At 65.1% G+C, this 22332-nt stretch carries 21 protein-coding genes; 14 read left to right on the top strand and 7 right to left on the bottom strand.

Annotation, left to right across the window (positions count from 1 at the left end):
• Positions 1-253 precede the first annotated feature (253 nt).
• Positions 254-2494: an autotransporter family protein gene (locus APS40_RS17935; RefSeq protein ID WP_236884126.1), complete on the top strand. Its 2241-nt coding sequence runs from the start codon at positions 254-256 to the stop codon at positions 2492-2494.
• A gap of 54 nt (positions 2495-2548) precedes the next feature.
• Here APS40_RS17935 and APS40_RS17930 read toward each other — a convergent pair whose 3' ends face one another.
• Both APS40_RS17930 and APS40_RS17925 read right to left on the bottom strand, forming a co-directional pair.
• Positions 2549-2848, bottom strand: coding sequence for a hypothetical protein (locus APS40_RS17930; protein WP_055048356.1), 300 nt, complete (start codon positions 2846-2848; stop codon positions 2549-2551).
• Positions 2849-2911: 63 nt separating this feature from the next.
• On the bottom strand, positions 2912-3625 hold the full coding sequence (locus tag APS40_RS17925) for a GntR family transcriptional regulator (protein ID WP_082434503.1): 714 nt from the start codon (positions 3623-3625) through the stop codon (positions 2912-2914).
• 162 nt (positions 3626-3787) lie between these two features.
• On the opposite strand from APS40_RS17925, the gene APS40_RS17920 reads away from it, so the two are divergent.
• The 4 genes from APS40_RS17920 (at position 3788) to APS40_RS17905 (ending at position 8289) form a co-directional block, all read left to right on the top strand.
• Complete coding sequence (locus tag APS40_RS17920) at positions 3788-5044, top strand: ABC transporter substrate-binding protein (RefSeq protein ID WP_156342983.1); 1257 nt, start codon at positions 3788-3790, stop codon at positions 5042-5044.
• 67 nt (positions 5045-5111) lie between these two features.
• Positions 5112-5975, top strand: coding sequence for a carbohydrate ABC transporter permease (locus APS40_RS17915; RefSeq protein ID WP_055048354.1), 864 nt, complete (start codon positions 5112-5114; stop codon positions 5973-5975).
• A 3-nt stretch (positions 5976-5978) separates the two neighbouring features.
• Positions 5979-6815, top strand: coding sequence for a carbohydrate ABC transporter permease (locus tag APS40_RS17910; RefSeq protein ID WP_055048353.1), 837 nt, complete (start codon positions 5979-5981; stop codon positions 6813-6815).
• Positions 6816-6831: 16 nt separating this feature from the next.
• Positions 6832-8289 (top strand): alpha-L-arabinofuranosidase C-terminal domain-containing protein, encoded by a 1458-nt coding sequence (locus APS40_RS17905; RefSeq protein ID WP_055048352.1) that lies wholly within the window; start codon positions 6832-6834, stop codon positions 8287-8289.
• 91 nt (positions 8290-8380) lie between these two features.
• On the opposite strand, the gene APS40_RS17900 is transcribed toward APS40_RS17905, so the two are convergent.
• Both APS40_RS17900 and APS40_RS17895 read right to left on the bottom strand, forming a co-directional pair.
• Positions 8381-8758 carry a DUF2147 domain-containing protein gene (locus APS40_RS17900; protein WP_055048351.1) on the bottom strand — a complete coding sequence of 126 codons (378 nt, stop codon included), beginning with the start codon at positions 8756-8758 and terminating at the stop codon, positions 8381-8383.
• 226 nt (positions 8759-8984) lie between these two features.
• Positions 8985-9716, bottom strand: a complete 732-nt coding sequence (locus APS40_RS17895) for a PIG-L family deacetylase (protein ID WP_055048350.1) — start codon at positions 9714-9716, stop codon at positions 8985-8987.
• A gap of 95 nt (positions 9717-9811) precedes the next feature.
• Between APS40_RS17895 and APS40_RS17890 the strand changes: the two genes are divergently transcribed.
• Positions 9812-10609 carry a hypothetical protein gene (locus APS40_RS17890; RefSeq protein ID WP_055048349.1) on the top strand — a complete coding sequence of 266 codons (798 nt, stop codon included), beginning with the start codon at positions 9812-9814 and terminating at the stop codon, positions 10607-10609.
• Positions 10610-10752: 143 nt separating this feature from the next.
• Here APS40_RS17890 and APS40_RS25475 read toward each other — a convergent pair whose 3' ends face one another.
• Both APS40_RS25475 and APS40_RS17885 read right to left on the bottom strand, forming a co-directional pair.
• A complete protein-coding gene (locus tag APS40_RS25475) occupies positions 10753-10884 on the bottom strand; it encodes a hypothetical protein (RefSeq protein ID WP_257720960.1) in 132 nt (43 codons plus the stop codon).
• Between the two features lie 18 nt (positions 10885-10902).
• Positions 10903-11517: a dihydrofolate reductase family protein gene (locus APS40_RS17885; protein ID WP_055048348.1), complete on the bottom strand. Its 615-nt coding sequence runs from the start codon at positions 11515-11517 to the stop codon at positions 10903-10905.
• A gap of 167 nt (positions 11518-11684) precedes the next feature.
• Here APS40_RS17885 and APS40_RS17880 point away from each other — a divergent pair, with 167 nt between their 5' ends.
• From APS40_RS17880 to APS40_RS17845, 8 genes are all read left to right on the top strand, one after another.
• Entirely contained in the window at positions 11685-12845 is a 1161-nt protein-coding gene (locus tag APS40_RS17880) for a M20 aminoacylase family protein (protein WP_055048347.1), read from the top strand.
• Between the two features lie 94 nt (positions 12846-12939).
• The gene (locus APS40_RS17875; RefSeq protein ID WP_055048346.1) at positions 12940-13965 is read left to right on the top strand and encodes a LacI family DNA-binding transcriptional regulator; all 1026 of its coding nucleotides are present in this window, start codon (positions 12940-12942) and stop codon (positions 13963-13965) included.
• A 265-nt stretch (positions 13966-14230) separates the two neighbouring features.
• Entirely contained in the window at positions 14231-15109 is an 879-nt protein-coding gene (locus tag APS40_RS17870) for an ABC transporter permease (RefSeq protein WP_197279355.1), read from the top strand.
• Positions 15096-16052 (top strand): carbohydrate ABC transporter permease, encoded by a 957-nt coding sequence (locus tag APS40_RS17865; RefSeq protein WP_082434501.1) that lies wholly within the window; start codon positions 15096-15098, stop codon positions 16050-16052. The genes APS40_RS17870 and APS40_RS17865 overlap by 14 nt, the downstream gene beginning before the upstream one ends.
• A 110-nt stretch (positions 16053-16162) precedes the next feature.
• Entirely contained in the window at positions 16163-17710 is a 1548-nt protein-coding gene (locus APS40_RS17860) for a DUF3502 domain-containing protein (RefSeq protein WP_055048344.1), read from the top strand.
• Between the two features lie 118 nt (positions 17711-17828).
• Positions 17829-18476, top strand: a complete 648-nt coding sequence (locus APS40_RS17855; protein ID WP_055048343.1) for a YesL family protein — start codon at positions 17829-17831, stop codon at positions 18474-18476.
• Positions 18477-18489: 13 nt separating this feature from the next.
• Positions 18490-20859 (top strand): glycoside hydrolase family 2, encoded by a 2370-nt coding sequence (locus tag APS40_RS17850; RefSeq protein ID WP_055048342.1) that lies wholly within the window; start codon positions 18490-18492, stop codon positions 20857-20859.
• 91 nt (positions 20860-20950) lie between these two features.
• Entirely contained in the window at positions 20951-21736 is a 786-nt protein-coding gene (locus tag APS40_RS17845) for an SDR family NAD(P)-dependent oxidoreductase (protein WP_055048341.1), read from the top strand.
• Between the two features lie 15 nt (positions 21737-21751).
• Here APS40_RS17845 and APS40_RS17840 read toward each other — a convergent pair whose 3' ends face one another.
• Positions 21752-22207, bottom strand: coding sequence for a YcgN family cysteine cluster protein (locus APS40_RS17840; RefSeq protein ID WP_055048340.1), 456 nt, complete (start codon positions 22205-22207; stop codon positions 21752-21754).
• Positions 22208-22332: the final 125 nt, after the last annotated feature.

Below are 22332 nucleotides of genomic sequence, written 5' to 3'. Positions count from 1 at the left end.
TTCAAGTCGAGGCAGCGCATCACTAGCGTGTCCCACGTTTCGAATAACTCACTGTCTGGACTGAATGAATAGTCGCATCTTGTCGATGCGACCGGCGGACCACCGGCGAGGCCACTCGCCAAAGCGAGAGATGAAGATGATCATTGTGATGAGCGCACCGGGCGAGCGAACAGCTGGTTTCCTGTGCGATCACGAGGGCGGCTCAGGTGCACCAGCGCGCGCCGCTCTCACGCGGCGACTCGCCGGCGCGGCAGTGACCACCCTTGCGATCCTGCTCGCCGGCCCGGCCATGGCGCAGGTCTGGACCGGCAGCACCAGCAACGACTGGACGGTCGGGTCGAACTGGAGCGGCGGGGTGGTGCCGGGCGTGGTCGGCATCACGATCGGGACTTCGGCGGCGAATCCGACGGTGCTGGGGGTGAGCGGCGCCCAGACGGTCGGTACGGCAGGCCTCCTGATCGGCTCGGCCGGCACGACGGCGAGCCTGACTGTCCAGAATGGCAGCGCACTGTCGAGTAGCGTCGCCAGCATCGGGTCGGCGGTGGGAAGCAACGGCACCGTCACCGTCACCGGCGCGGGATCGCGCTGGACGACCACTGGCAACCTGACGGTCGGCGGCACCGGTTCCGGAACTCTGAACATCGAGAATGGGGCGCTGGTCACGGCGCAGAGCGGCGTACGCATGGCATTCAATGCTGCGGTCTCCGGTGCGCTCAACGTAAGGAGCGGCGGCGTGCTGGCGACGACCGGTCTGAGCAAGCTGGCCGGGACCGCGGAGGCAACCTTCGACAATGGCACGCTTCGTGCGCTCGCCGACAATGCCAACTTCACCAATGGGTTTGCCGTCAACCAGCTGACCATCGCGGCCGGCGGGCTGACCGTGGACACCAACGGCTTCGCCATCGGCGCGGTGGGCTTTAGCGGCGCTGGCGGCTTGGCCGTCACCGGCGCAGGCGCGCTCACCCTCAGCGAGGCCAGCACATACGCCGGCCAGACCCGCATCAGCAGCGGCAGCACATTGGCGCTGACCGGTTCCGGCTCCCTTGCCGGGACCAGCGGCATTGTCGCCGACGGCACCTTCGATATCTCAGGCATCACCGCCGGCGGCATCACGGCCCCGCGCCTCGCCGGCAGCGGCACGGTCGTCCTCGGCAGCAAGGTGCTTACCGCCGATGTGATCTCGCCCGGAGGCGACAACGCCATCGGCACACTGACACTGAACGGCGACTACGCCGGCTCGGGCAACACGCTGCTGATCGACACGGTGCTGGGCGACGACTCGTCGCTCACCGATCGGCTCGTCGTCACCGGCAATACCTCCGGCACTACCAATGTCGCCGTCACCAACATGGGCGGCGTCGGCGGAGTAACCACTACCGGCATCAAGATCGTCGATATCGGCGGTACCTCCGACGGCATCTTCAGCCTCCTGGGCGATACCACCTTCAACGGCGAGCAGGCGGTGATCGGCGGTGCCTATCTTTATGGGCTCTACCAGAATAACGGCGACGGCGACTGGTACCTGCGCAACATTATCGACGACGAGCCGGTGTTCCAGCCGGGCGCTCCAGTCATCGAAGCCTATGTCGGGGCAGCCCTGCAGACCTTCAACACGACCGAGAGCCTTGCTCAGCGCATCGGTAACCGCACGTTGTCCGACGGCAGCGGGTTGTGGGGTCGCATCGAGGGCGGGCGCGTTTCTATCGCGCCGGATTCGTCGACCGGCGCCGGCTACGACGTGACCACGTGGAAGCTGCAGGCCGGGCTCGATGGCGTACTCACGGCGAACGACGCCGACACGCTGGTGGCCGGGGTCAATGCCTACTACGGCGCCATCTCGGCCGATATCAGCGCCGCCTCCGGCATCGGCAGCGTCGACAGCAACGGCTACGGCCTTGGCGCCACGCTGACCTGGTACGGCAAGGGGGGCTTCTATCTCGATGCCCAAGGCCGGTTCACCTGGTTTGACAGCACGCTGAATTCCGAAACGCTCGACACCACCATCGTTTCGGGCAATGCCGGCTTCGGCTATGCGCTCAGCCTCGAGGCGGGCCAGGAGATCGACTTCGGCGACAACTGGTCGGTCACCCCGCAGGCGCAGCTCAGCTATTCGTCGGTCGAATTCGACGAGTTCGAAACCTACGGCGCGACAGTGGCGCTGCAGAGTGGCGACAGCCTCATCGGCCGCCTCGGGATCTCGGCCGACTACGAGATCGAGTGGCAGGATGCTGCCGGCGACACCGGGCGGAGCCGGCTCTACAGCATTGCCACCCTCAGTTACGAGTTCCTCGATGGCACGGCGACCAGCATCGGCGGCGACACGCTGACCAGCAAGAGCGACCCGCTCTGGGGCACCGTCGGCCTCGGCGGCTCGGTGAACTGGGCCGGCGACGCCCTCTCGCTCTATGGCGAGGCCAATGTCGGCACCAGCCTCAGCCACGTGGGCGACAGCTACAGCCTCAGCATTACCGCCGGGGTTCGGGGAAAACTTTAGCAACAGGAACGCGAAGCCCCGGTCTCGAACGGAACGGGGCTTCGGAACGGCGGCCTATTTGGCCTTGGCGACGAAACCACCGGCTATGCACTGCTCCAGCGTGATCGAGGACAGATCCAGCTCGCCCGCAGCACCGGAGGCGGGTGCGAGTTGCTCCTGGGTGTTCTTGTCCATGCTGGTTTCGGGCTCCTGCGTGCCGGTCGTGCCCTGCTGAAGCTGCAGCTCGGCGCAGAGCTTGTCGACGGCTGCCACCTGGCTCTCGGGCACCGTCTGACCATTGATCGTCCGATCCTGAGCCGACGCCCCGAATGAAGCCGCGACGAACAGCAAAGCTGCGGCGAGAGTGGTTTTCATGTTCTGTCTCCTCGGTTGGCCGAGGAGCAACTTCGTCCTTGCATTGCCGTTCCATCACGGCGGTCACTCGCCGACGGGCGTTTGCTCCTCAGGAACATCGGGCAAAACGGCATCGAGGTGGTGCGCCATCCCCTGCTCGGCATCGTCGGCACTGCCGGCAGCGATGCCGGCGAGAATGCGCTCGTGGTCGCCAATGACCTGCTCCATGCGGCCCTGCTGCGACAGGGTCAGCCGGCGATAGCGGTCGACCTGCACCTTGACCTGCAGCACTTGGCGCCAGATGCCGGGAAAGCCACTGATCTCGGCAATCTTGGCGTGGAAGGCCTCGTCGGCGCGATGGAAGGCGCCGCGGTCATTGGCTTCGGCTGCTTCGCGCTGCTGTTCGACAATGGTCGCCAATGCCAGCAGCTGGCTTTTGCTCGCCTTCTGGGCGGCCAAGCGGACCGAGGCGGTTTCCAGCGCCTTGCGGATGATCATCGCCTCGGGAAGGTCGTCGTAGGGAATGCGGGCGACGAAGGTCCCGGACTGGGGATAGATCTCGACCAGCCGCTCGTCGGCGAGCCGCTGGATCGCTTCCCTGACCGGCGTTCGGCTGACGCCGTAGCGGGCCGCCACTTCCTTCTCGCTGATCGGATCGCCGGGCTTTGCCCGCAGCGACACAATGTCCTCCCTGAGGTTCTGATATACTAGTCGCCAAGCAGAGGCAGAGCCGCTCCCCGCGACGCGTGAGGGGCTGGTGCGCCGCCGTTGCCGGGCCGATTCCTTGGGCAATTCCATATAGCAGAACCGCTAATTTCCGGGCGTTTGAGAGCCACGATCTGAACCTTAGCACGCGCTCACCCGCTAAAGCGAGGTGCGAGGGCCGTTGACTTAGATACTAATATATCAGTAGCGTGTGCAAGAAGGTTGTGGCCGAAGCCCGACGAGGAGGAGAAGATCATGAAGGCAATGAACCGGATGGCCGTGTCGGCCATGGCGCTGGTCAGCGCGACACTCGTACCGCTGGCGGCACTCGCCGGTGAGGTGGAGTTCTGGAGCCCGTTCACGGGTCCCGACGGGACCGCCATCGATGCGCTGGTCAAGGAGTTCAATGCCGGAGCCGGAGCTGCAGCGGGGGTCAGCGTGAACCTCCTGATCATTCCGTGGGACGACTATTACACCAAGCTTTCGGTCTCGATGGCCTCGCGCACCGCCCCGGACCTCGCGGTGATGCACTCGCACCAGATCGCCGGCTTCGTGAAGCAGGGCGCGCTCGAGGCCTACACGCCGGAGGAAATCGCCGCGGCCGGCCTGGCCGAGGCCGACTATATCCCGCAGCTGTGGTCGGCCGGCGTCGTCGCCGACAAGCGCTACGGAGTGCCGATCGACGCGTTCCCGCGCCACATCTACTTCAACAAGACGCTGTTCACCGAGGCCGGGCTCGACCCGGACAATCCGCCCAGGACTGGCGCCGAACTGCTCGATGCCGCGACCAAGATCCAGGCGCTCGGCAATGGCGTGCACGGGCTGCATTTCCAGCTCAACGGCTCGGGCGCCTTCCGCAACTTCTACTCGATCTACTGGCAGTACCAGGACGAACTCTACAACGCCGACCAGACCGACGTTGCCGAAGGCTTTGCCGATGCCGCCAAGAAGTCGCTCGAAACCCTGAAGGCGTACATGGATGCCGGGCTCGTGCCCAAGGAGATCATCTCGGACGTTCCGGCACAGTTCGCCCAGAACAAGTATGGCATCGTCATCAACCAGATCACCGACCTGCCGGTTTACCAGGCTGCCGCCGCTGATCAGGGGCTGAACTTCGGCGTCGCGCCGTTGCCCACCTTCGGCGAGCGTCCGGCGACCTTCGCGCTGGGGCACAACTTCGTCATTCCCCGGGGCACCCCGCCGGAAGCGCGCGCCGATGCGCTGGTCTTCATCAAGTGGATCGGCGACAACTCCATCGCCTGGGCCAAAACCGGCAAGATGCCGGCCAAGCTGACGACGCTGCACAGCGACGAGTTCAAGGCGCTGCCCGAACAGAGCATCGTCGCCACCTCGCTCGACTACGTCCACTTCCCGCCGGCGCTGTCGGTGCAGCCGCAGGTCGATCGCGTGGTGCAAACCACGGCCGAGGCATTCTACGCCGGCCAGGTCGATATCGACCAGGCGGTGCAGATGCTGGTCGACGGCATCCGCCAGGAACTGGCCAAGAAGTAACGCCCCTCCCTCGCCTGGGCGGCCGGCATGCCGGCCGCCGTTTTCCCGACCGACCTGAAGGCCCGCGATGTCCCGCCTCCGCTCGACCCTGTTCCCGTACCTGCTCGCGGGACCCTATGTCGCCCTGTTCGCGGTATTCGTCGCCTACCCGGTCGGCCGGGCGCTCTACATGAGCCTGTTCGACTGGGGCATTTTCGGTCCCAACGCCTTTGTCGGGCTCGGCAACTACGCCTCGCTCCTCGGAGACAGCCGCTTCTGGAAATCGTTCTGGGTCACCAGCGGCTTTGCTGCGATGTACGTGCCGATGATCACGGTGATCTCGCTGGTGCTGGCGGTGATGCTGCACCGCAAGCTGCCCGGTATCGGCATCTTCCGCACCGCGTTCTTCCTGCCCATCGTGATCAACGTCGCGGTCGCCGCGATCGCCTTCAACTGGCTGTTCGAACCCAATATCGGCACCATCGACAAGGTGCTGAGCTTTTTTGGCCTGCCGGGCCAGAACCTGCTGCAGACACCAGGCTGGTCGCTGTTCGTCGTCAGCCTGGTGACGCTGTGGATCAATGTCGGGTTCATGGTGATCATCCTGCTCGCCGGGCTCGAGAACATCCCCGACGAACTCTACGAGGCAGCGCGGCTCGATGGCTCGACGGCCCTGCAGGATCTGGTGCTGATCACCGTGCCACTGCTGAGGCCGATCCTGCTGATCGTCGTCGTCCTCTCGATCGTCCAGGCCTTCCAGATCTTCGGCGAAGTGCTGATCATGACCCAGGGCGGGCCGTTCGGCTCGACCACCGTTCTCACCATGCTGCTCTATGAGGAAGGCTTCCAACGCTTCGCGCTCGGCCGCGCCGCGGCCATCGGCGTCGTCATCACCATCGTCATTGCGACGCTGAGCTTCATCCAGTTCCGCTTCTTCCGTCGGGAGGCCTGAGCCATGCAGCAACGCAAGGGGTCACAGGTCACCCGCTGGATCATCCTCGCCGTGCTCGCGGCGCTGTGGTTCCTGCCGCTGGTTTCGCTGGTGCTGTTCTCGTTCGCGCCGGCGAGCGATGTGCTGAAGGGGGTGTTCATCCCCACCCAGTGGACGCTCGACAACTACTGGAAGGTGCTCACCGAAACGCAGCGCGGGGTCAGTGTCCCCACCGGCATCTGGAACAGCACGGTGATCATGGTGCTGCAGGTGGCCGGTATCCTGCTGCTGGACGTCCCCGCCGCCTATGCGTTCGCGCGCACCAGGTTCATCGGACGCAACGTGCTGTTCGCCCTGGTGCTGGTCTCGATGATGATGCCGGGCATCCTCGAGGTAATCTCGCTCTATGACCTGATGGCCAATATCGGGCTGGTCAACACCTTGTGGGGGGTGATCCTGCCGGGGCTACCGCGCGTCATCGGCATCTTCATCCTCAGGCAGTTCTTCATGCAGGTGCCGCGCGAGCTCGACGAGGCGGCCCGCATCGATGGCGCTACCGATTTCCAGGTGTTCCTGAAGATCATGGTGCCGCTGGCCATGCCCTCGATCCTCACCGTGACGGTGATCACGGCGCTCTACAGCTGGAACAATTTCCTCTGGCCCTTGATCGTCACCAATACGCCCCAGGCCATGCCTGTGCCGGTGGTCATCGCCTATCTCAGCGCCGACACCAGCGCCGTACTCAACTACACGGTCATCCTCGCCGCTGCCTTCGTCACCTCATTGCCGATGATCCTGCTGTTCCTTATCGGGCAGCGCTGGATCGTCAGCGGAATGCGCCCGACTTCGGGCATCAAGTAAATCTCAGGAGCTCTTCATGCCGACGATCAAGGTCGACCCGCGGCCGCTGCACGCCATTTCGCCCCGCCTCTACATGCAGTTCATGGAGCCGCTCGGCACCACCGACTCGTCGGTCGAGGCCTGCTGGGATGCGTTGAGCGACCGCTGGCGCCCGGATTTCATCGAGGTGGTGCGGGACCTGGCGCCCAGCTCGATCCGCTGGGGCGGCATCCTCACCAGCTTCTGGAAGTGGCGCGAGAGCGTCGGCCCGCGCGCTTCCCGCAAGGACATGGTCAACTACCTGTGGGGCGGGTGGGAAAAGAACGTCGTCGGCGTCGACGAATTCCTGGCCTTCTGCGAGGCCGTGGCAGCCGAGCCGATCATGGCGATCAACTTCGCCGCCGACGGTCGGCCCGAGTACATCAACACGGCACTGGGCGAACACCGTTCGGGCGACGCGACCGAAGCGGCCGACCTCGTCAGCTACTGCAACGACCCCGACAATGCCGAGCGCATTGCCAATGGCCGCCGGGCGCCGTGGGCCATCCATACCTGGCAGATCGGCAACGAGACGTCCTATCCGAAGGCCGGCGAGCGCTTCACCAGCGCCGAGAACGCCCGGCACTATGTCGAGTTCGCCAAGGCAATGAAGGCGCGCGATCCCTCGATCCAGCTGATCGGCTGGGGCGACATGGAGCGCGACACCGGAAAATGGTGGGCCAATGAGCTGGTGGAGGAGGCCGGAGACCTCGTCGACATGGTGGCCATCCATATGATGCACCAGAACCCGGGAGATCAGCCGTCGGTGCTCCACGGCCGCGAGTATCGCAAGGATTATGGCGCCACCTGGGAGGCGCTCGACGGCATGTACCGCAAGGTCGAGGACAAGCTGCTGGGCGCCCGTGCGACGCTCCGGGAGCTCGGCACGCCCGCCAGGCTGGCGATCACCGAGGGGCACCTGTCGATCCAGCCGCACAACAAGTCCGAAATGCTGCGCGAGTGGATCTCGGGACTCTACCACGCCCGCTGCATGGCACTGTTCGAGCGGCACGCGGACATCATCGATATCTCGACCCTCGCCGATTTTGCCGGCACCAGTTGGACGGTGAACGCCGTGCTGCTGGGCTCGCCGCGCGAGCAGCCGTACCTGCTGCCGGTCGGTCACGTCATGCGGCTGTTCCGGCGCCATTCGGGCACACACGGCGTCGCGATCTCGTCCGACGACAGCACGATCGAAGTATCGGCCAGCCGGACCGGCGACCGCCTCTACCTGCACGTGGTCAATACCAGCCTCGATAGCGCAGCGGCGGTAAGCCTGGATCTGGGCGGCGCAACGCCGAAGGCGGTGCGGGCGCACCGGATAAATCCGGCGCTCGATACGGCGATTGACAGCACGGCTCTCGAGGTCTTCGCGGTAACGACGAGCACCGAGGCGACAGCCGGGCCGCTGCGCGTCCCCAAGGCCTCCGTGACGGCCTACGAGATCGATCTCTAGCCGCCAGGCAGCAGGCACTAAAAAACCCGCGCCGGCGGAGGCGCGGGTTTCAAGTGCGGCAGTTCTTGGGGGCTGCCTATCTCGTGCAGCCTCAAACGCGGCTCAGTTTGACGGTCTGGCAGAAAATGCCCTGGCAACCGTTGACCTTCAGGCTGTCATCGCCGGTCATGGTCATGGTGCCAGAGTAGATGTCGCCGGCATGCTTGACCGTGCCGGTCCACTTGTTGGCGGCGGACTGGGTGCCCTGCACGATCACCTGGTTCAGGTATTGCCGGTTCACGTCATCCTTGTCGCGGAGCCAGATCAGGCGGGCGCAGAGCGCGCCGGAGCCGCATTGGGTGATCTTGTAACGGCTCTTGCCGTCATCGGCCTGCCAAGTCCCGGTCGGATCGGCAGCGAAGGCATAGACGGGGGCCACGGCACAGATGGTGGCCAGTACAGCGGCGGCAAGTTTGGTCGCGAGGCGCATTGGCACGCTCCTACAGGTTCGGGTCGGTTTGGTTGGTTGCCGGATAAATGCCAAGTTTGGCTGAATCTTGAATAAAGAGGCCATTCATCTGTCGTTCACCTTTGCGGCAAAGTACGGCACTGAAATGGCAGCGATGCTGACTTGCTTTGCGTGTCAGGAGTCTATGGGCAATCCGGGCTGCCACAATCTTCGTCGAGCGAACGGACGCAGCCGGATAAAGTTCCGATCACGACGTCGTGACAAGCCGCCAGACCGCCTCGTGCCAACCGATCGGCCAGAGCGTGCGGGGCGAAAAGCGGCGCAGCGATGCGGGCGGACCCGCCAGTTGCGAAGGGTAGCAGTTCACCGCCTCGAGCTTGGCGGCGCCCGACGCCCAGGTCTGCCGACGCAACTGCCACCCCTGCAGCGCGGCACGCAGATCGCGGATGCCGCGCCGCCGCGCCCGGCTCGATGCGGCGTAGGGCAGATCCTCGTAGAACAGCACCTCGGCACGCCCGGCCAGTTCGGAGAGCAGTTCGATGACCAGAGCCCGCACGGCCAGGTGGTTTACATGCCCGCCGATTCCGGCGGGGCAGAAGATCCGCACGCCCGAGGGCAGCGCTGCGAGCAATTCGGTCAGCGGGGCGCGGGCCTGCGCGATATCGTCGGCGAGCCCACCGAGATCCCACGGCGAGCGCCGCCGCACCGGCGGCTCATCGAGACCGAGATCGAGGCGCTCCATTCGGTAGCGCTCGGAAAACGCCGTGTCTTCCTTGCGGCGCAGCACCATCACCCGGGCGATGGTCTCTGCATCGGGCCAGTGCTCGGTGGAGGTGCCGGCGACATAGCCGCTGCGGGTGAACAGGTTCACCAGCCGGCCGCCCGGCAGCGCGGCGACCCTGGCGCCCAGGGAGAACGCAATGTCGTCGTAATGCGGGGAAAGGTATATATTGTTGTCAGCCCCGCTAACCGGTAACATATCCAGGCCCTTAGGAGACGATTTCGGGTGTCGGGCTGACACCAACAGCACTCAACTCCTGCCGGTACATGAACCCCACACTTGCCGCAATAACGATGCGCCTCGCCGCATCCATCCGCTCCGGACGGCGTCAGCAACTGCGCCTCGGCACCCTGCCCCGCATCGGCGGCATGGCCAGCATTCCCACCCGCGCCGGCGACCTCGGACAGGTGCTGGACAGCATCGTGCCGCAGGTGGAGCGGCTTTATCTGTTCCTGCATGGCTACGATGCCATCCCCGCGGTGGCGCATCACTCCCGCGTCGTGCCGGTGCTGGCTCCAGCCGCCAGCGCGTTCCGGGCCTCGGGCAAGTTCTACGGGCTGCTGCAACAGGCCGGCCCCTGCCTCTATTTCTGCTTCGATGACGACATCCTCTATCCCCCCGACTACGTGGCGCGAATGACCGCAGCCATCCTGCGCTATGGCGGACAGGCCTTTGTCGGCGTGCATGGCACCGACTATCCCGGCCCCGGTGAAAGCTACGCCCGGGACCGCAAGAGCCGCCACTTCGCCCGCCGGCTGCGGCTGGATCGCGTGATCGACGAACTCGGCTGCGGGACAGTGGCGTTTCCGTCGGAATTGCTGAACATCGACCCGCGTCGCTGGCCGCATGGCGACATGGATGACCTGATGCTGGCCATCGAAGCGGAACGCAGCGGCATCAGCCGCATCGCCATCCGCCGGCGCCGCCGCTGGCTGGTGCCGCTACACCAGCATCAACCGGACAGCCTGTGGGTGCGCACCCTTGCCGACGACAGCCGACAGAGCGCGGAGCTGGTCGAGCTCAAGGCCCTGATGGGCCGCATGCCTCGCCACCAGCCCCCGGCCCGCCCGATCGAAGCGCCGGCCCGCTGATCGGCCTCCGCCGCGGAGCAAGGCGGTGCCGACGGCCAGCAGCACCAGCGCCGCGATCGACAGAATGCCGGCGGCCAGGACGCCCGACGACAGGACGCCGCGCAGATCGACCGACAGTCCGAGCGCCGCCATCGAGACGAGGGTCAGCAGCGACGGAGCTGCAGGTCCTGCTGATCGAGCTGCCGCCTCGCCAGTTCACGATCCTCCGGCACCGCGAGCGCCGCCTGTCGGCAGCCGCGGCGCGCTTCGAGACGATATGCCGGGAAGAGGCGCATGGCTGAACCGGCGCCCGCTCAGCCGGCGGCAGTCGGTACGGCACGGCCGGGCTGGGCCGGCCGGTAGACCTGCGCCACCATGCCGCCGGGGAATGCCCTGGAACCGACCAGCCGCAGCGGCGCCGGGGCAGCGAGCGCGGAGAACAGTGACAGGCCCTCGCCCAGAGCAATCGGGTGCACGGCGAGGATATACTCGTCGACCAGGCCCTCGGCGATCAGGCTGCGGGCGAAGGCGACACCGCCATGGGCGAGGATCGGCTTGCCGTCCTCGGCCTTCAGCCTCGCGACCTCGCCGGCCAGCGTGCCGCCTGCAACATAGGCTTCGGCCCAGCTTTCGGCGCCGGCCCTCCCCTTGCCCGTCGCCGCCGGGAGGACCGCCCTGCCCCGGCTGGAGAACACCGCTTTCGGGATCTGGTTCATCGGTGGCGCGAATGGCATGTCGACCGTCGGATAGAACGACGCCATGATCTCAAAGCTGTGGCTGCCCATGATGTGGAGGCCCGCGTTCCAGGTGGTCTCCACCGCGAAGGCAACCGCCTCCGGGTCGGACCCGTACATCCAGGTGTTGGTGCCCGAGAGGTCGCTCACAAAGCCGTCGAGCGACATCGACATCTTGAGGATCAGTTCTCTCATTTTCGTCTTCCTTCCGTGTGGTGGCCGATGCGGCCTATGCATGAAGCGACGAACGAGTTTGGCGAAAAGGACATTGGCGATGCGACTTTCTCCGCGAGCCGAGCCGCCCACGGTTGTCGGGGTGCCGAAATCCCATATCATCGCTCGCTCCAAGGGGGGCGAGCGAGATGCCGGAGGCCGAGGGTTCCGATTATGCCGATGTGGTCGAGTGGCGTCGCGACCTGCACGCGCACCCCGAGCTGCAGTTCGAGGTCCGTCGAACGGCGGGGCTGGTCGCATCGCGGCTCACGGAATTCGGCTGCGACCAGGTGGTAACCGGGATAGGACGAACCGGGGTCGTCGGCGTCATTCACGGCCAGCGACAGACCAGCGGCCGGGCCATCGGCCTCAGGGCCGACATGGACGCCCTGCCGATCGAGGAAGAAAGCACGGCACCGTGGATCTCGACCAACCAGGGCGTGATGCATGCCTGCGGTCATGACGGCCATACCGCAATGCTGCTCGGCGCGGCGCGCGAACTGGCGCGGACACGCGCCTTCGATGGTACCGCCGTTGTGGTGTTCCAGCCGGCCGAAGAGGGCGGCGGCGGCGGCAAGGCGATGGTCGACGACGACCTGATGGGTCGGTTCGGCATCTCGGAGATTTATGCCATGCATACCGAGCCGGGCCTGCCGATCGGTCGGTTCGCCACCGCAGCGGGCCCGCTGGGGGCATCGGCCGATGGCTTCAGGATCAGGATCGAGGGCAAGGGGGCGCACGGCGCCGACCCGCACCTCAGCGTCGACCCGCTGGTGGTCGGCGCCAACATCATCCTGGCGCTGCAGACCATCGTGTCGCGCAACGTGAATCCACAGCAGAGCGCTGTCGTCACCGTCGGCTGGCTGAATGGCGGCAAGGCCGGCAACGTCATCCCCGACGTGGCCGAGATGGGCGGCACTGCCCGAACCTTCGACCCCGAGGTTCGGGACCTGATCGAGGCCCGAGTCAGCGCCATCGCACAGAGTGTGGCCCAAGCCTATGGCGCGACAGCCACCGTCAGCTACCGGCGCATGTTCCCGCCGGTGGTGAACCATGTGCAAGCAACCGCCTTCGCCGTGCGCGTGGCGCGCGCGCTGGTCGGCGAGGGCAACGTCAACGACGCGCTGAAACCGCTGATGGGCTCTGAGGATTTCGCCTTCATGCTCGAGGCGCGGCCCGGCAACATCATGCAGATCGGCAACGGCGACAGCGCCGGCCTGCACGAGGCGCGCTTCGACTTCAACGATGCGGCCATCCCGTTCGGCATCGGCTATTTCCGGGGGATTGTGGAACAGGGCTTGCCGCTTTGACGGCAGGCGAGCCCAGCCGCCCGCCCGAGCTTGGCGCTTGCCTAGGGCAGCGCTTTTTGCCTAAGCAGGTTCCCCGGTTGCGGGGGAAGGCGTCGTGGTCACGATCAAGGAAATCGCCAAAGCTGTAGGGGTGTCGTCGGCGACGGTGTCGCGGGTGCTCAATTTCGACCAGACCCTGTCTGTAACGGCGAAGACCCGGCAGGCCATCATCGAAACCGCCGAGGCGCTGAAATACGAGACGCCCAGGGCGCGAAACCGGGCCTATCAGCAGGGGCTGGGCAAGGTGGCGCTGGTGCATTACCTGCGACCCGACCAGGAATTCGTCGATCCCTACTACGTCGGGCTCCGGCTGGGGATCGAGAGCCGCTGCCAGGCGCTGAAGATCGAGACCATCAAGGTCTATCATACCGACAGCCTGCCCGAGGCCTCGCTGCTGCGTGCCGCTTCGGGGATCATCGCCATCGGCCGACACGACGAGAACGAGATCGCCTGGCTCAAGCGGCACAACCGCAACCTGGTGTTCGCCGATTTCAGCCCGCCCACCGACGAGCTCGACTGTGTCGAGTCCGACCTGATGCTGGCGACGCGGAAGCTCCTGCAGCAACTGTCGCAGGCGGGCTATCGGCGGATCGCCTTCGCCGGCTGGGTCGACGTCTATGACGGCGTGGCCCCCGCCCAGGTCGAGCGGCGCTGCCGTGCCTATATCGAATGGGCGAAGCAAGCCGGCGTGTTCGACGAACGCATCTGCCTCACCGGCGGCAAGACCGAAGAGAGCGGCTACATGCTGACCCGCCAGATCCTTTCGCAGCGCGATCGGCCTGATGCGCTGATCACCGCCAACGACAACATGGCGGTCGGCGCCTACCGCGCCATTCACGAAATGGGCCTGAGCATCCCTGACGACATCGCGGTGGCGAGCTTCAACGACATCTCGGTGGCGCAATTCCTCAACCCACCGCTCACCACGGTGCATCTGCCCGCCGAGGAGATCGGCGAAGGCGCCGTCGAGCTGTTGCTCGAGCGCATGGGCGGACGCGATCTGCCCAAGCGGGTGACGCTGGCGACCTCCATCCGCTGGCGTGGCAGCACCAGAGTTCCGGCCGCTCAGACAGCGAGCTAAATATTTACTGAAAATCTTGCGCGCGACGCGTCCCACGGCTAACACTAAGGCCGGCGGGAGGGAGACCCGCTCGACTTGACTGAGCCGACCATGGGCGAAAAAGCCTGGGGCGCAGTCGGCTGCAGGCCAGCTTGGAACCGATCCGTCGGTCCGGGTGGCAGCGTCTGGAGGGACGCCGCGGCCGACGGCAGAGAGGAGGAAGATGTCAGGACCGGATACGGCCCGAGGACGCAAGTCCATTTGGCGCCAGCTGGCGGACAGCAAAGTGCTGCTGCTGATGTGCGTGCCGGCGATCATCTTCTTTGTCGTCTTCAACTACATGCCGCTGCCGGGCGCCTGGATCGCCTTCACCAATTTCAACTATCGCGACGGAATTTTCGGCAGCCCGTTCGTCGGCTTCAAGAATTTCGAATTCCTGATCAAGTCCGGGCAGCTGTGGATGCTGACGCGGAACACCATCCTCTACAACCTGGCGTTCATCGTGCTCGGCAACCTCCTGCAGATCGCGATTGCGGTGATGCTCAACGAGGTGCGGCTGGCCTGGTTCAAGAAGGTCAGCCAGGCGGCGATGTTCCTGCCGTTCTTCATCTCGTCGGTGCTGGTCGGCGTCATCGCCTTCAACCTGCTGAACTACGACACCGGCGCGCTCAACGCGCTGATCAGGCAAACCGGCGGCGACCCGATAAAAATTTACTCCACCGCCGGCGCCTGGCCGCTGATCATCATCCTGGTGCATCTGTGGCAATCCACCGGCTATGGCTCGATCGTCTACTTCGCCGCGATCATGGGCATCGACCGCAGCCTCTACGAGGCGGCGACGGTCGACGGCGCAAGCGCCTGGCAGCGCATCCGCTATGTGACGCTGCCGAGCCTAAAGCCGACCTTCATCATCCTGGTGCTGTTCTCGCTGGGCGGCATCATGCACGGCAATTTCGGGCTGTTCTGGAACCTCGTGGGCAACAATGCCGCGCTGTTCCAGACCACCGACATCATCGAGACCTCGGTCTACCGGATGGTGCTGGCGCAGAACAACTTCACCACCTCCACCGCCGTCGGCCTCTACCAGTCCCTGTTCGGCTTCGCCCTGGTGATGACGGCGAACTGGATCGTGCGCAGGATCAACAAAGACTATGCCCTCTTCTGAACTCGCCGGCCCGATCGAGACGGAAGGCGTCGGCCTCGGGCCGGCCAAACCGCGCGCCATCAAGCTCGATGGCAGCGACATGGTGATCCGCTCGATTTCCTATCTCACCATCACGCTGTTCGCGCTGTTCTGCCTGCTGCCGTTCGTGCTGATGCTGTCGGCTTCGCTGTCGAGCGAAGCCGCGATCATGAAATCCGGCTTCGGCATCCTGCCCAAGGATTTTTCGCTCGCCGCCTATGAGTGGATCTTCAAGGCGCCCAGGCAGATCATCGGCTCCTACGTCGTCACCATCGTGATGACGGTGTTCGGCACGGCGATCGGGCTCTTCATCATCTCGATGACCGGCTATGCGCTGCACCGGAAAGACTTTCCGTTCCGCAACCACATTTCGTTCTTCATCTATTTCACCACGCTGTTCTCGGCCGGCCTCGCCCCGACCTTCCTGTGGGTGGCGCGCGACCTGGGGCTCAGGGGCAACTACCTCGCGGTGTTCCTGCAGCTGTTGATGACCCCATGGCTCATCATCCTGATGAAGAACTTCATGCGCACGGTGCCCTACGAGATCATCGAATCCGGCAAGGTCGACGGCGCCGGGGATTTCCGCATCTTCGCCCAGCTCTGCCTGCCAATGATGAAGCCGGCGCTGGCGACGATCGGGCTGTTCCTGGCGCTGGGCTACTGGAACGAGTGGTATCTGAGCTCGCTCTACCTGGGCAGCACGGTCGAGTTCAAACCGCTGCAATACCACCTCTACAACATCATCAACACCGCCAACGCGCTGCGCAACTCGGTGGCCGGCTCCAATGTCAGCGTGACGGCCCTGCCGAGCAACACGCTGAAGATGGCGAGCGCCATCGTCGCGACCGGACCGATCCTGCTGCTCTACCCGTTCGTGCAGAAATACTTCGTCAGCGGCATCACCATCGGCGCGGTGAAAGGCTAGCGCGACAGCAACTACGCGGCCGGCGCCGATGATCGGCCGCACCCTCGAAGCCATTCGAGTTGAGGGAAATCTCGGCAGCAAAGTCAAACAGATCAGAGGAGGAGACTGAGATGAAAAGAAGGAATGTCGTTCGGGTCGGGGCCGCGCTGCTGGCCATCGGCATCAGCATGCCGGCGCTGACCGCCGCTGCGCTGGCGCAGGATGCGCCCACCGAGATCACCATGCTCACCATGGGCAACAAGCCCACCAATGGCCGGCTCGAGGCGATGCTCGAAAAGCTCAACGAGCTGCTGGTGCAAAAGGCCAATGCCAAGCTCGACCTGTTCTACATCGAGTGGGCCGACTGGCAGACGCAGTACAACGTGCAACTGCTGTCGGGCGATGACAATGTCGACCTCGTCGCCACCGCCACCGACTGGCTCTATGCCTGGGAGAACGCCGAAAAGGGCGCCTTCCTGCCGCTCTCGCCGGAAATGCTGCAGGCCAACGCCCCCAAGACCTGGGCGCAGGTCGAGGCCGACGGGCACTGGGACCTCACCAAGCTGGCCGACGGCAAGATCTATTTCATGCCCGAGGACAACTACACCCAGTACACCAACCACGGCTTCTTCTACCGCGGCGACTGGGCCAAGGAGGCCGGTTTCGAAAACGGCGAGATCACCAAGTTCGAGGACTTCACCAAGTATTTCGAATGGGTGAAGGCCAACAAGCCCGACGCCTATCCGTGGGACGTGGCAGGCGCCAACGAAGCGGCGCTCACCGGATACATCCAGGGCCACACCGACTTCCAGACCATCCAGGGGATCAGCGCCGGCAACTACACACCGTTCCACACCACCGCCGCCAATCCCTACACGGTCACCTCCTGGTATATGGAGGGCGATGCGCTGATCGAAGCGGCCAAGCTCGCCAAGCAGTGGAACGATATCGGGGTGTGGCGCGAGGATGCGCTGAACTATGACGGCGACACGCGCGAGGAGCTGTATGCGGGCCTGTCCGGCACCGACCAGCACCACACGCAGACCTTCGTCAACGACATCGTCAACAACCTCAGCACCAAGCAGCCGGGCTCCGATCCCAAGTTCTTCTACTGGGGCCAGGAAAACGGCAACTTCTTCAAGGACATCTTCACTCACGGCGCCATGGCGGTGAGCGCCTACTCGAAGCACCCGGAGAAGGCCTTGCAGGTCTATGACCTGATCCGCAACGACAAGGAAATCTACGACCTGTTCAACTTCGGCATCAAGGATGTCGACTACGTGATCACCGCCGACGGCAAGCTGGGCTATCCGGAGGGCTACGACTCCTCGACCGACAGCCTGGGCACCGACTACTGGTGGGGCCGCATGGACGAGTTCGAACTGCCGCGCACCACACAGGCGCCGAACCGGGCGGAGATCATCGCCAAGCTCGATGCGACGGCGAAGGACTACCCCTATTCCACGCTGATCATCAACAAGCAGAACATCGATCCGACGCTGGCGGCGATGGCGGGCGTGCTGTCCGAGTACATCCCGCAACTGCAATACGGCAAGTTCGACGACCCGGCGGCGGCGGTCGCCGAGATGCGCCAGAAGCTGAAAGACGTCGGCTATGAGGACGCCCGCGCCTCGATCCAGGCGGACATGGACGCCTGGAAGGCGGCCCGCGGCCTCTGATCCGCGACCTCGAGCTGGGCGGGTCTCATGCCCGCCCAGCCCAAGCCCCTTGTTTGTCGCGGGATCGAACCGGGAGGGTCTGCACCTCTCGGGATCTCGCTCCGGCGGAGGATCGCGCATGGCAACGCTGTTTTCGGCAGATTCGACTTTGATGCGCGCCCTGACCCGGCTCGCCGATGTGATGATCCTCAACTTCATCTTCATCGCCACTGCGCTGCCGCTGTTCACGCTGGGCGCTTCGCTTACGGCGCTCAACTTCACCGCCATGCGGATCGCGAGCGGCGCATGCAACTCGGTGAGTTCCGACTATTTCCGTTCCTTCCGCCGCAACTTCCGGCAGGCGACGCTGGTCGGCCTGGTGCTCGTCGGGCTCACCGCAGTGCTGGCCGCCTGGTACGTCGTCGTCACCAACCTCACCTTCGGCCCGCTGGCCGAGCTGCTGCTGCTCGCCGCCTGGTATGTGCTCGCCTTCAACCTCGCAGTGATGGCACTGTTCGCTTTTCCCTACCTCGCGAGCTTCGAGGGCCAGACCCGCGAGGTGTTCCGCAACGCCCGACTATTATCCTGGAAGCACCCGTTCACCGCCCTCGCCGCGCTGGCGCTGATCGCGCTCTCGATCACCGTCACCGTCTTCTTCCCGCAGGCGACGGGCTACGGGCTGTTCTGGTTCTGCATCGGCTTTGCCGGCATCGCCGTCGCCAACGGCCACCTCTTCAGCCGCGTCTTCAGCAAATACATCGCCGCGTCGCCGGTCGAGCAGGCATAAGGGCCTCAATTTCATGCACCAACTCGAGATCCGCCAGTGGCAGTTCACCCTCGCGGACGAGCCCGACGCCTGGGCCAAGGGCTATGACGACTCCGGGTGGCGGGCCGTCAGCGTGCCGCATGACTGGAGCATCGAGCAGCCGTTCGGCGAGCACTACTCGAGCGGCACCGGGTACCTCCCCGGCGGTATCGGCTGGTATCGCGCCCACGTTTCGCTGGCATCGATTGGCGACATCGCCGGCAAACATGTGCGGCTCAAGTTCCATGGCGTCTACAAGAACGCCCGGGTGTGGGTGAACGGCTATCACGTCGGCGGGCGCCCGTCGGGTTATGCCGAGTTTTCGTTCGATCTCACCGAGATTCTCTCCTACGCCAACAGCGACGACCTGGTGATCAGCGTCAGGGTCGAACACACCGACATCTCCGACAGCCGCTGGTACAATGGCTCGGGCATCAACCGGCGCGTGGTGCTCGAGCTGCACCAGCCGGTGCGGATCGCCGAGTATGGCACCCGCTTCGAAACCTTGTCGGCGGATCCGGCCGAGGCGACGGTCCGCGTTACACGGACGCTGGTCAACGGCACCGCAACGGCAGTGAAGGTGGCAGTCCGCCACGAGCTGCGCGCGCTGTCGTCGGGGCGCAGCATAACCTTCGAGACGGCGCTTGATCTGCCCGCAGGTGCAACGGCGGACAGCGTTGCCATTGCCACCGTGCTGCAGCCGGAACTCTGGTCAGATACCAGTCCGAACCTTTACCGCCTTACCAGCATACTGAGCTGGGGGAGCGGCCAAAGCGCCGCCTACGAGGAGACCGTCGGCATCCGGACGTTCCGCTTCGATGCCGAGCACGGCTTCTTCATCAACGGCGAGCCGCGCACGCTCAAGGGCGTGTGCCTGCATGAGGATGCCGGCCCGTTCGGCACCGCCGTGCCATCCGAGGTCTGGCTGCGCCGGCTGCTCGCACTCAAGCAACTGGGCTGCAACGGGGTGCGCATGGCGCACAACCCGCACGCGCCCGAGCTCTATCGCCTTTGCGATGCGCTCGGCTTGTTCGTCATCGACGAAGCGTTCGACGAGTGGGAGAACGCCAAGAACAAGTGGTGGCAGGGACACAATGTCTATCCGCCGCGGCACCAGGGTTATGCGCGCGACTTTCACGAGTGGGGCGAACGCGACCTCCTCAACATGGTCGACGCGCACCGCAACCACGCCTCGATCATCGCCTGGAGCATCGGCAACGAGATCGACTATCCCAACGATCCCTATGCCAGCGCCATGTTCGAGGCGATGACCGGCAATAACGACGCCAACAAATCGGCCAAGCAGCGCGCCTATGATCCGAACCGCCCCGATGCGCGCCGGCTCGCCACCATTTCTCGGCGCCTCGCCGCCATCGTCAAAGGCAAGGACCCAACCCGCCCGGTGACGGTGGGCGCCGCCTTCCCGGAGCTCTCCCGCTATACCGGCTTCCTCGAGCCGCTCGATCTCGTCGGCTACAACTACAAGGAACATCTCTACCCGGCCGATCACCGGAAGTTCCCGGGCCAGCCGATCGTCGGCAGCGAGAACGGCCATGGCTATCCGGAATGGCGGGCGGTGGTCGACAATGCCTATATCAGCGGCCAGTACCTGTGGACGGGGATCGACTACCTGGGCGAGACCGACCGCTGGCCCTACCACGGCTCGCGGGCAGGCCTGTTGACCCTTGCCGGTTTCCCCAAACACAGCGCGCAACTGCGCCGCAGCTGGTGGTCCGACGAGCCCGTCGCCTATATCGCCACCCGCAAGCGCGGCGACGAGGCCAAGAACCTGTGGTCGCACCCGATCGCGCGGGCCTGGGACGATATCGCCGGCGGGACGGTGGACGTCATCTGTTTCTCGAACGGTGAGCCGCGACTGAGCTGCGGCGGCGCCGAGGTGCCGCTGATCCACGACGCGGCGCATGGCTACTGGGTCGCGGGGCCTCTGCCGGCTGCCGCCCCGTTACTGCTCGAGACTCGCCGTGGCGGCGACGTGGTGGCGCATGATGCGCTCGGCCCCCGCGGTGATGCGGTGCGGATCGAAGCGACGGTCTGGCGCGCCCCGGACGAAGCGACGCGCCGCTACACGGCAGCCGGACTTGCCGACGACGGCGTCATCCAGGTCGAGTGCACCTTGCGGGACGCCGGTGGGGAGATCGCCCGCAACGAGCTGATCGTCGCCGCCGAGGCGACCGGAGCCCAGTTGCTGTTTCTCGAAAGCGGCGACCTCGGCGACAACACGCCTTATGCGGTGCGCGAGCGCCGGAGCTTCGAGGGCCGGCTGATCGTCTTCGTGCGGGCCGACGGCCCGGCGGCGCTTCGCCTCAGAGCCGCCGGTCTACCGGAGCTCGAGATCCCGCTGTGACGCGCCCGGATCTGTTTCCTCGCCGACGCTTCGAGCCCGGCGGTACGCGCCGGACCTCCCTATCGGTTTTCATCTGCAAGGTGCTCTGAACATGCTCATCGACCTCAGAAACAAGGTTTCCATCGTTACCGGTGCCGGCCGCGGGATCGGCAACGAGATCGCCAGAACCCTCGCAGCCGAAGGCGCCATCGTCGTCATTACCGACATTCGCCAGGATCTGCTCGACGAGGCGGCCGCCGAGTGGCAGCGCAACGGCTGGAGCGGGCTGCAGCTGCGCTGTGACGTGCGCGAGGCCAAGGACAACAAGGCGGTCGTCGAAGCGGTCGACAAGGCCTTCGGCCGCATCGACATCCTCGTCAACAATGCGGGCGTCGCCGGCGGGGCGCGGGTCGAAGAGCTGGCCGAGGACACCTGGGACCTCAATATGGACGTCAACCTCAAGGGCACATTCCTGATGTGCCAGGCGGTGATCCCGGTGATGAAGCGGCAGCGCTCCGGCCGCATCCTCAACGCCGCATCGTTTGCGGCGATCGTCCCCTCGATCGGCGGCGCGGCCTATGCGGCCTCGAAGTCAGGGGTCGAAGGCCTCACCCGGGTGCTCGCCGGCGAGCTGGGCGCACACGAGATCACGGTCAACTGCTACGCGCCCGGCATGATTCCCACCGGCATGAACCGCTTTGCCGAGCGGACCGACGCGGAAAAGAACCGGCTGCTCGACACCCTGACGCTGCGCCGCTGGGGCAGCCCCAAGGATGTCGCCAATCTCATCTGCTTTCTGGCGTCGGACCTCGCATCCTACATCACCGGCACCATGGTCGACGTATCGGGCGGCAAGTTCGCCACCCAGATGCCCTGGATCGCGCATCGCGAGCCCTGATCGACGCCGCGCGGCCTAGATCTCCTCGGGCGGTTCCCAGTTGGGCCAGTCGGCGACATGGTCTTCCCACTCGCCCGGCCTCACCGACTGTTCCGGCACGGTGCGGCCGCGCACCGAGACGCCGACGGCCATCACCGTCTCGGGGTCGCCCGAGACCAGCGGATGCCACCAGGCGAGCCCCTTGCCTTCGGCGATCCGCCGATAGGCGCAGGTGCGCGGAATCCACTCGATGGTGCGAACATTCTCGGGCGTCAGCTTGATGCAGTCGGGAACCAGCTTGAGCCGGTTGGGATAATCCGAGCAGCGGCAGCTTTCACCGTCGAGCAGCTGGCAACGGACATCGGAGACGTAGATATCGCCGCTATCCTCGTCCTCGAGCTTCATCAGGCAGCAGCGCCCGCAGCCGTCGCAGAGCGATTCCCACTCCACCGGCGTCATTTCCTCGAGCGTCTTTTCTTCCCAGAAGGCCATCAGAACGTCCTCTATGCGAGCGGGCGCGGCCTTGGGGAAAACCGAGCGGTTTTCCCCTGCCCTGCCACACCTGGCGCTCCTCGGCTTGCGCAAAGCGCCGGCTGATCATATTCGAGCGACTGCCT

It is taken from the genome of Devosia sp. A16, assembly GCF_001402915.1.
In the GTDB taxonomy this organism is placed as follows: domain Bacteria; phylum Pseudomonadota; class Alphaproteobacteria; order Rhizobiales; family Devosiaceae; genus Devosia_A.
Note: the sequence above shows the minus strand (reverse complement) of the source record. Positions and strands in the feature narration are given on the sequence as shown.

Coding starts and splice junctions, on each gene's coding strand:
- APS40_RS17930 (WP_055048356.1), bottom strand. CDS start 2,848: ATGAAAACCACTCTCGCCGCAGCTTTGCTGTTCGTCGCGGCTTCATTC.
- APS40_RS17925 (WP_082434503.1), bottom strand. CDS start 3,625: ATGGAATTGCCCAAGGAATCGGCCCGGCAACGGCGGCGCACCAGCCCC.
- APS40_RS17920 (WP_156342983.1), top strand. CDS start 3,788: ATGAAGGCAATGAACCGGATGGCCGTGTCGGCCATGGCGCTGGTCAGC.
- APS40_RS17915 (WP_055048354.1), top strand. CDS start 5,112: ATGTCCCGCCTCCGCTCGACCCTGTTCCCGTACCTGCTCGCGGGACCC.
- APS40_RS17910 (WP_055048353.1), top strand. CDS start 5,979: ATGCAGCAACGCAAGGGGTCACAGGTCACCCGCTGGATCATCCTCGCC.
- APS40_RS17905 (WP_055048352.1), top strand. CDS start 6,832: ATGCCGACGATCAAGGTCGACCCGCGGCCGCTGCACGCCATTTCGCCC.
- APS40_RS17900 (WP_055048351.1), bottom strand. CDS start 8,758: ATGCGCCTCGCGACCAAACTTGCCGCCGCTGTACTGGCCACCATCTGT.
- APS40_RS17895 (WP_055048350.1), bottom strand. CDS start 9,716: ATGTTACCGGTTAGCGGGGCTGACAACAATATATACCTTTCCCCGCAT.
- APS40_RS17890 (WP_055048349.1), top strand. CDS start 9,812: ATGCGCCTCGCCGCATCCATCCGCTCCGGACGGCGTCAGCAACTGCGC.
- APS40_RS25475 (WP_257720960.1), bottom strand. CDS start 10,884: ATGCGCCTCTTCCCGGCATATCGTCTCGAAGCGCGCCGCGGCTGCCGA.
- APS40_RS17885 (WP_055048348.1), bottom strand. CDS start 11,517: ATGAGAGAACTGATCCTCAAGATGTCGATGTCGCTCGACGGCTTTGTG.
- APS40_RS17880 (WP_055048347.1), top strand. CDS start 11,685: ATGCCGGAGGCCGAGGGTTCCGATTATGCCGATGTGGTCGAGTGGCGT.
- APS40_RS17865 (WP_082434501.1), top strand. CDS start 15,096: ATGCCCTCTTCTGAACTCGCCGGCCCGATCGAGACGGAAGGCGTCGGC.
- APS40_RS17860 (WP_055048344.1), top strand. CDS start 16,163: ATGAAAAGAAGGAATGTCGTTCGGGTCGGGGCCGCGCTGCTGGCCATC.
- APS40_RS17855 (WP_055048343.1), top strand. CDS start 17,829: ATGGCAACGCTGTTTTCGGCAGATTCGACTTTGATGCGCGCCCTGACC.
- APS40_RS17850 (WP_055048342.1), top strand. CDS start 18,490: ATGCACCAACTCGAGATCCGCCAGTGGCAGTTCACCCTCGCGGACGAG.
- APS40_RS17845 (WP_055048341.1), top strand. CDS start 20,951: ATGCTCATCGACCTCAGAAACAAGGTTTCCATCGTTACCGGTGCCGGC.
- APS40_RS17840 (WP_055048340.1), bottom strand. CDS start 22,207: ATGGCCTTCTGGGAAGAAAAGACGCTCGAGGAAATGACGCCGGTGGAG.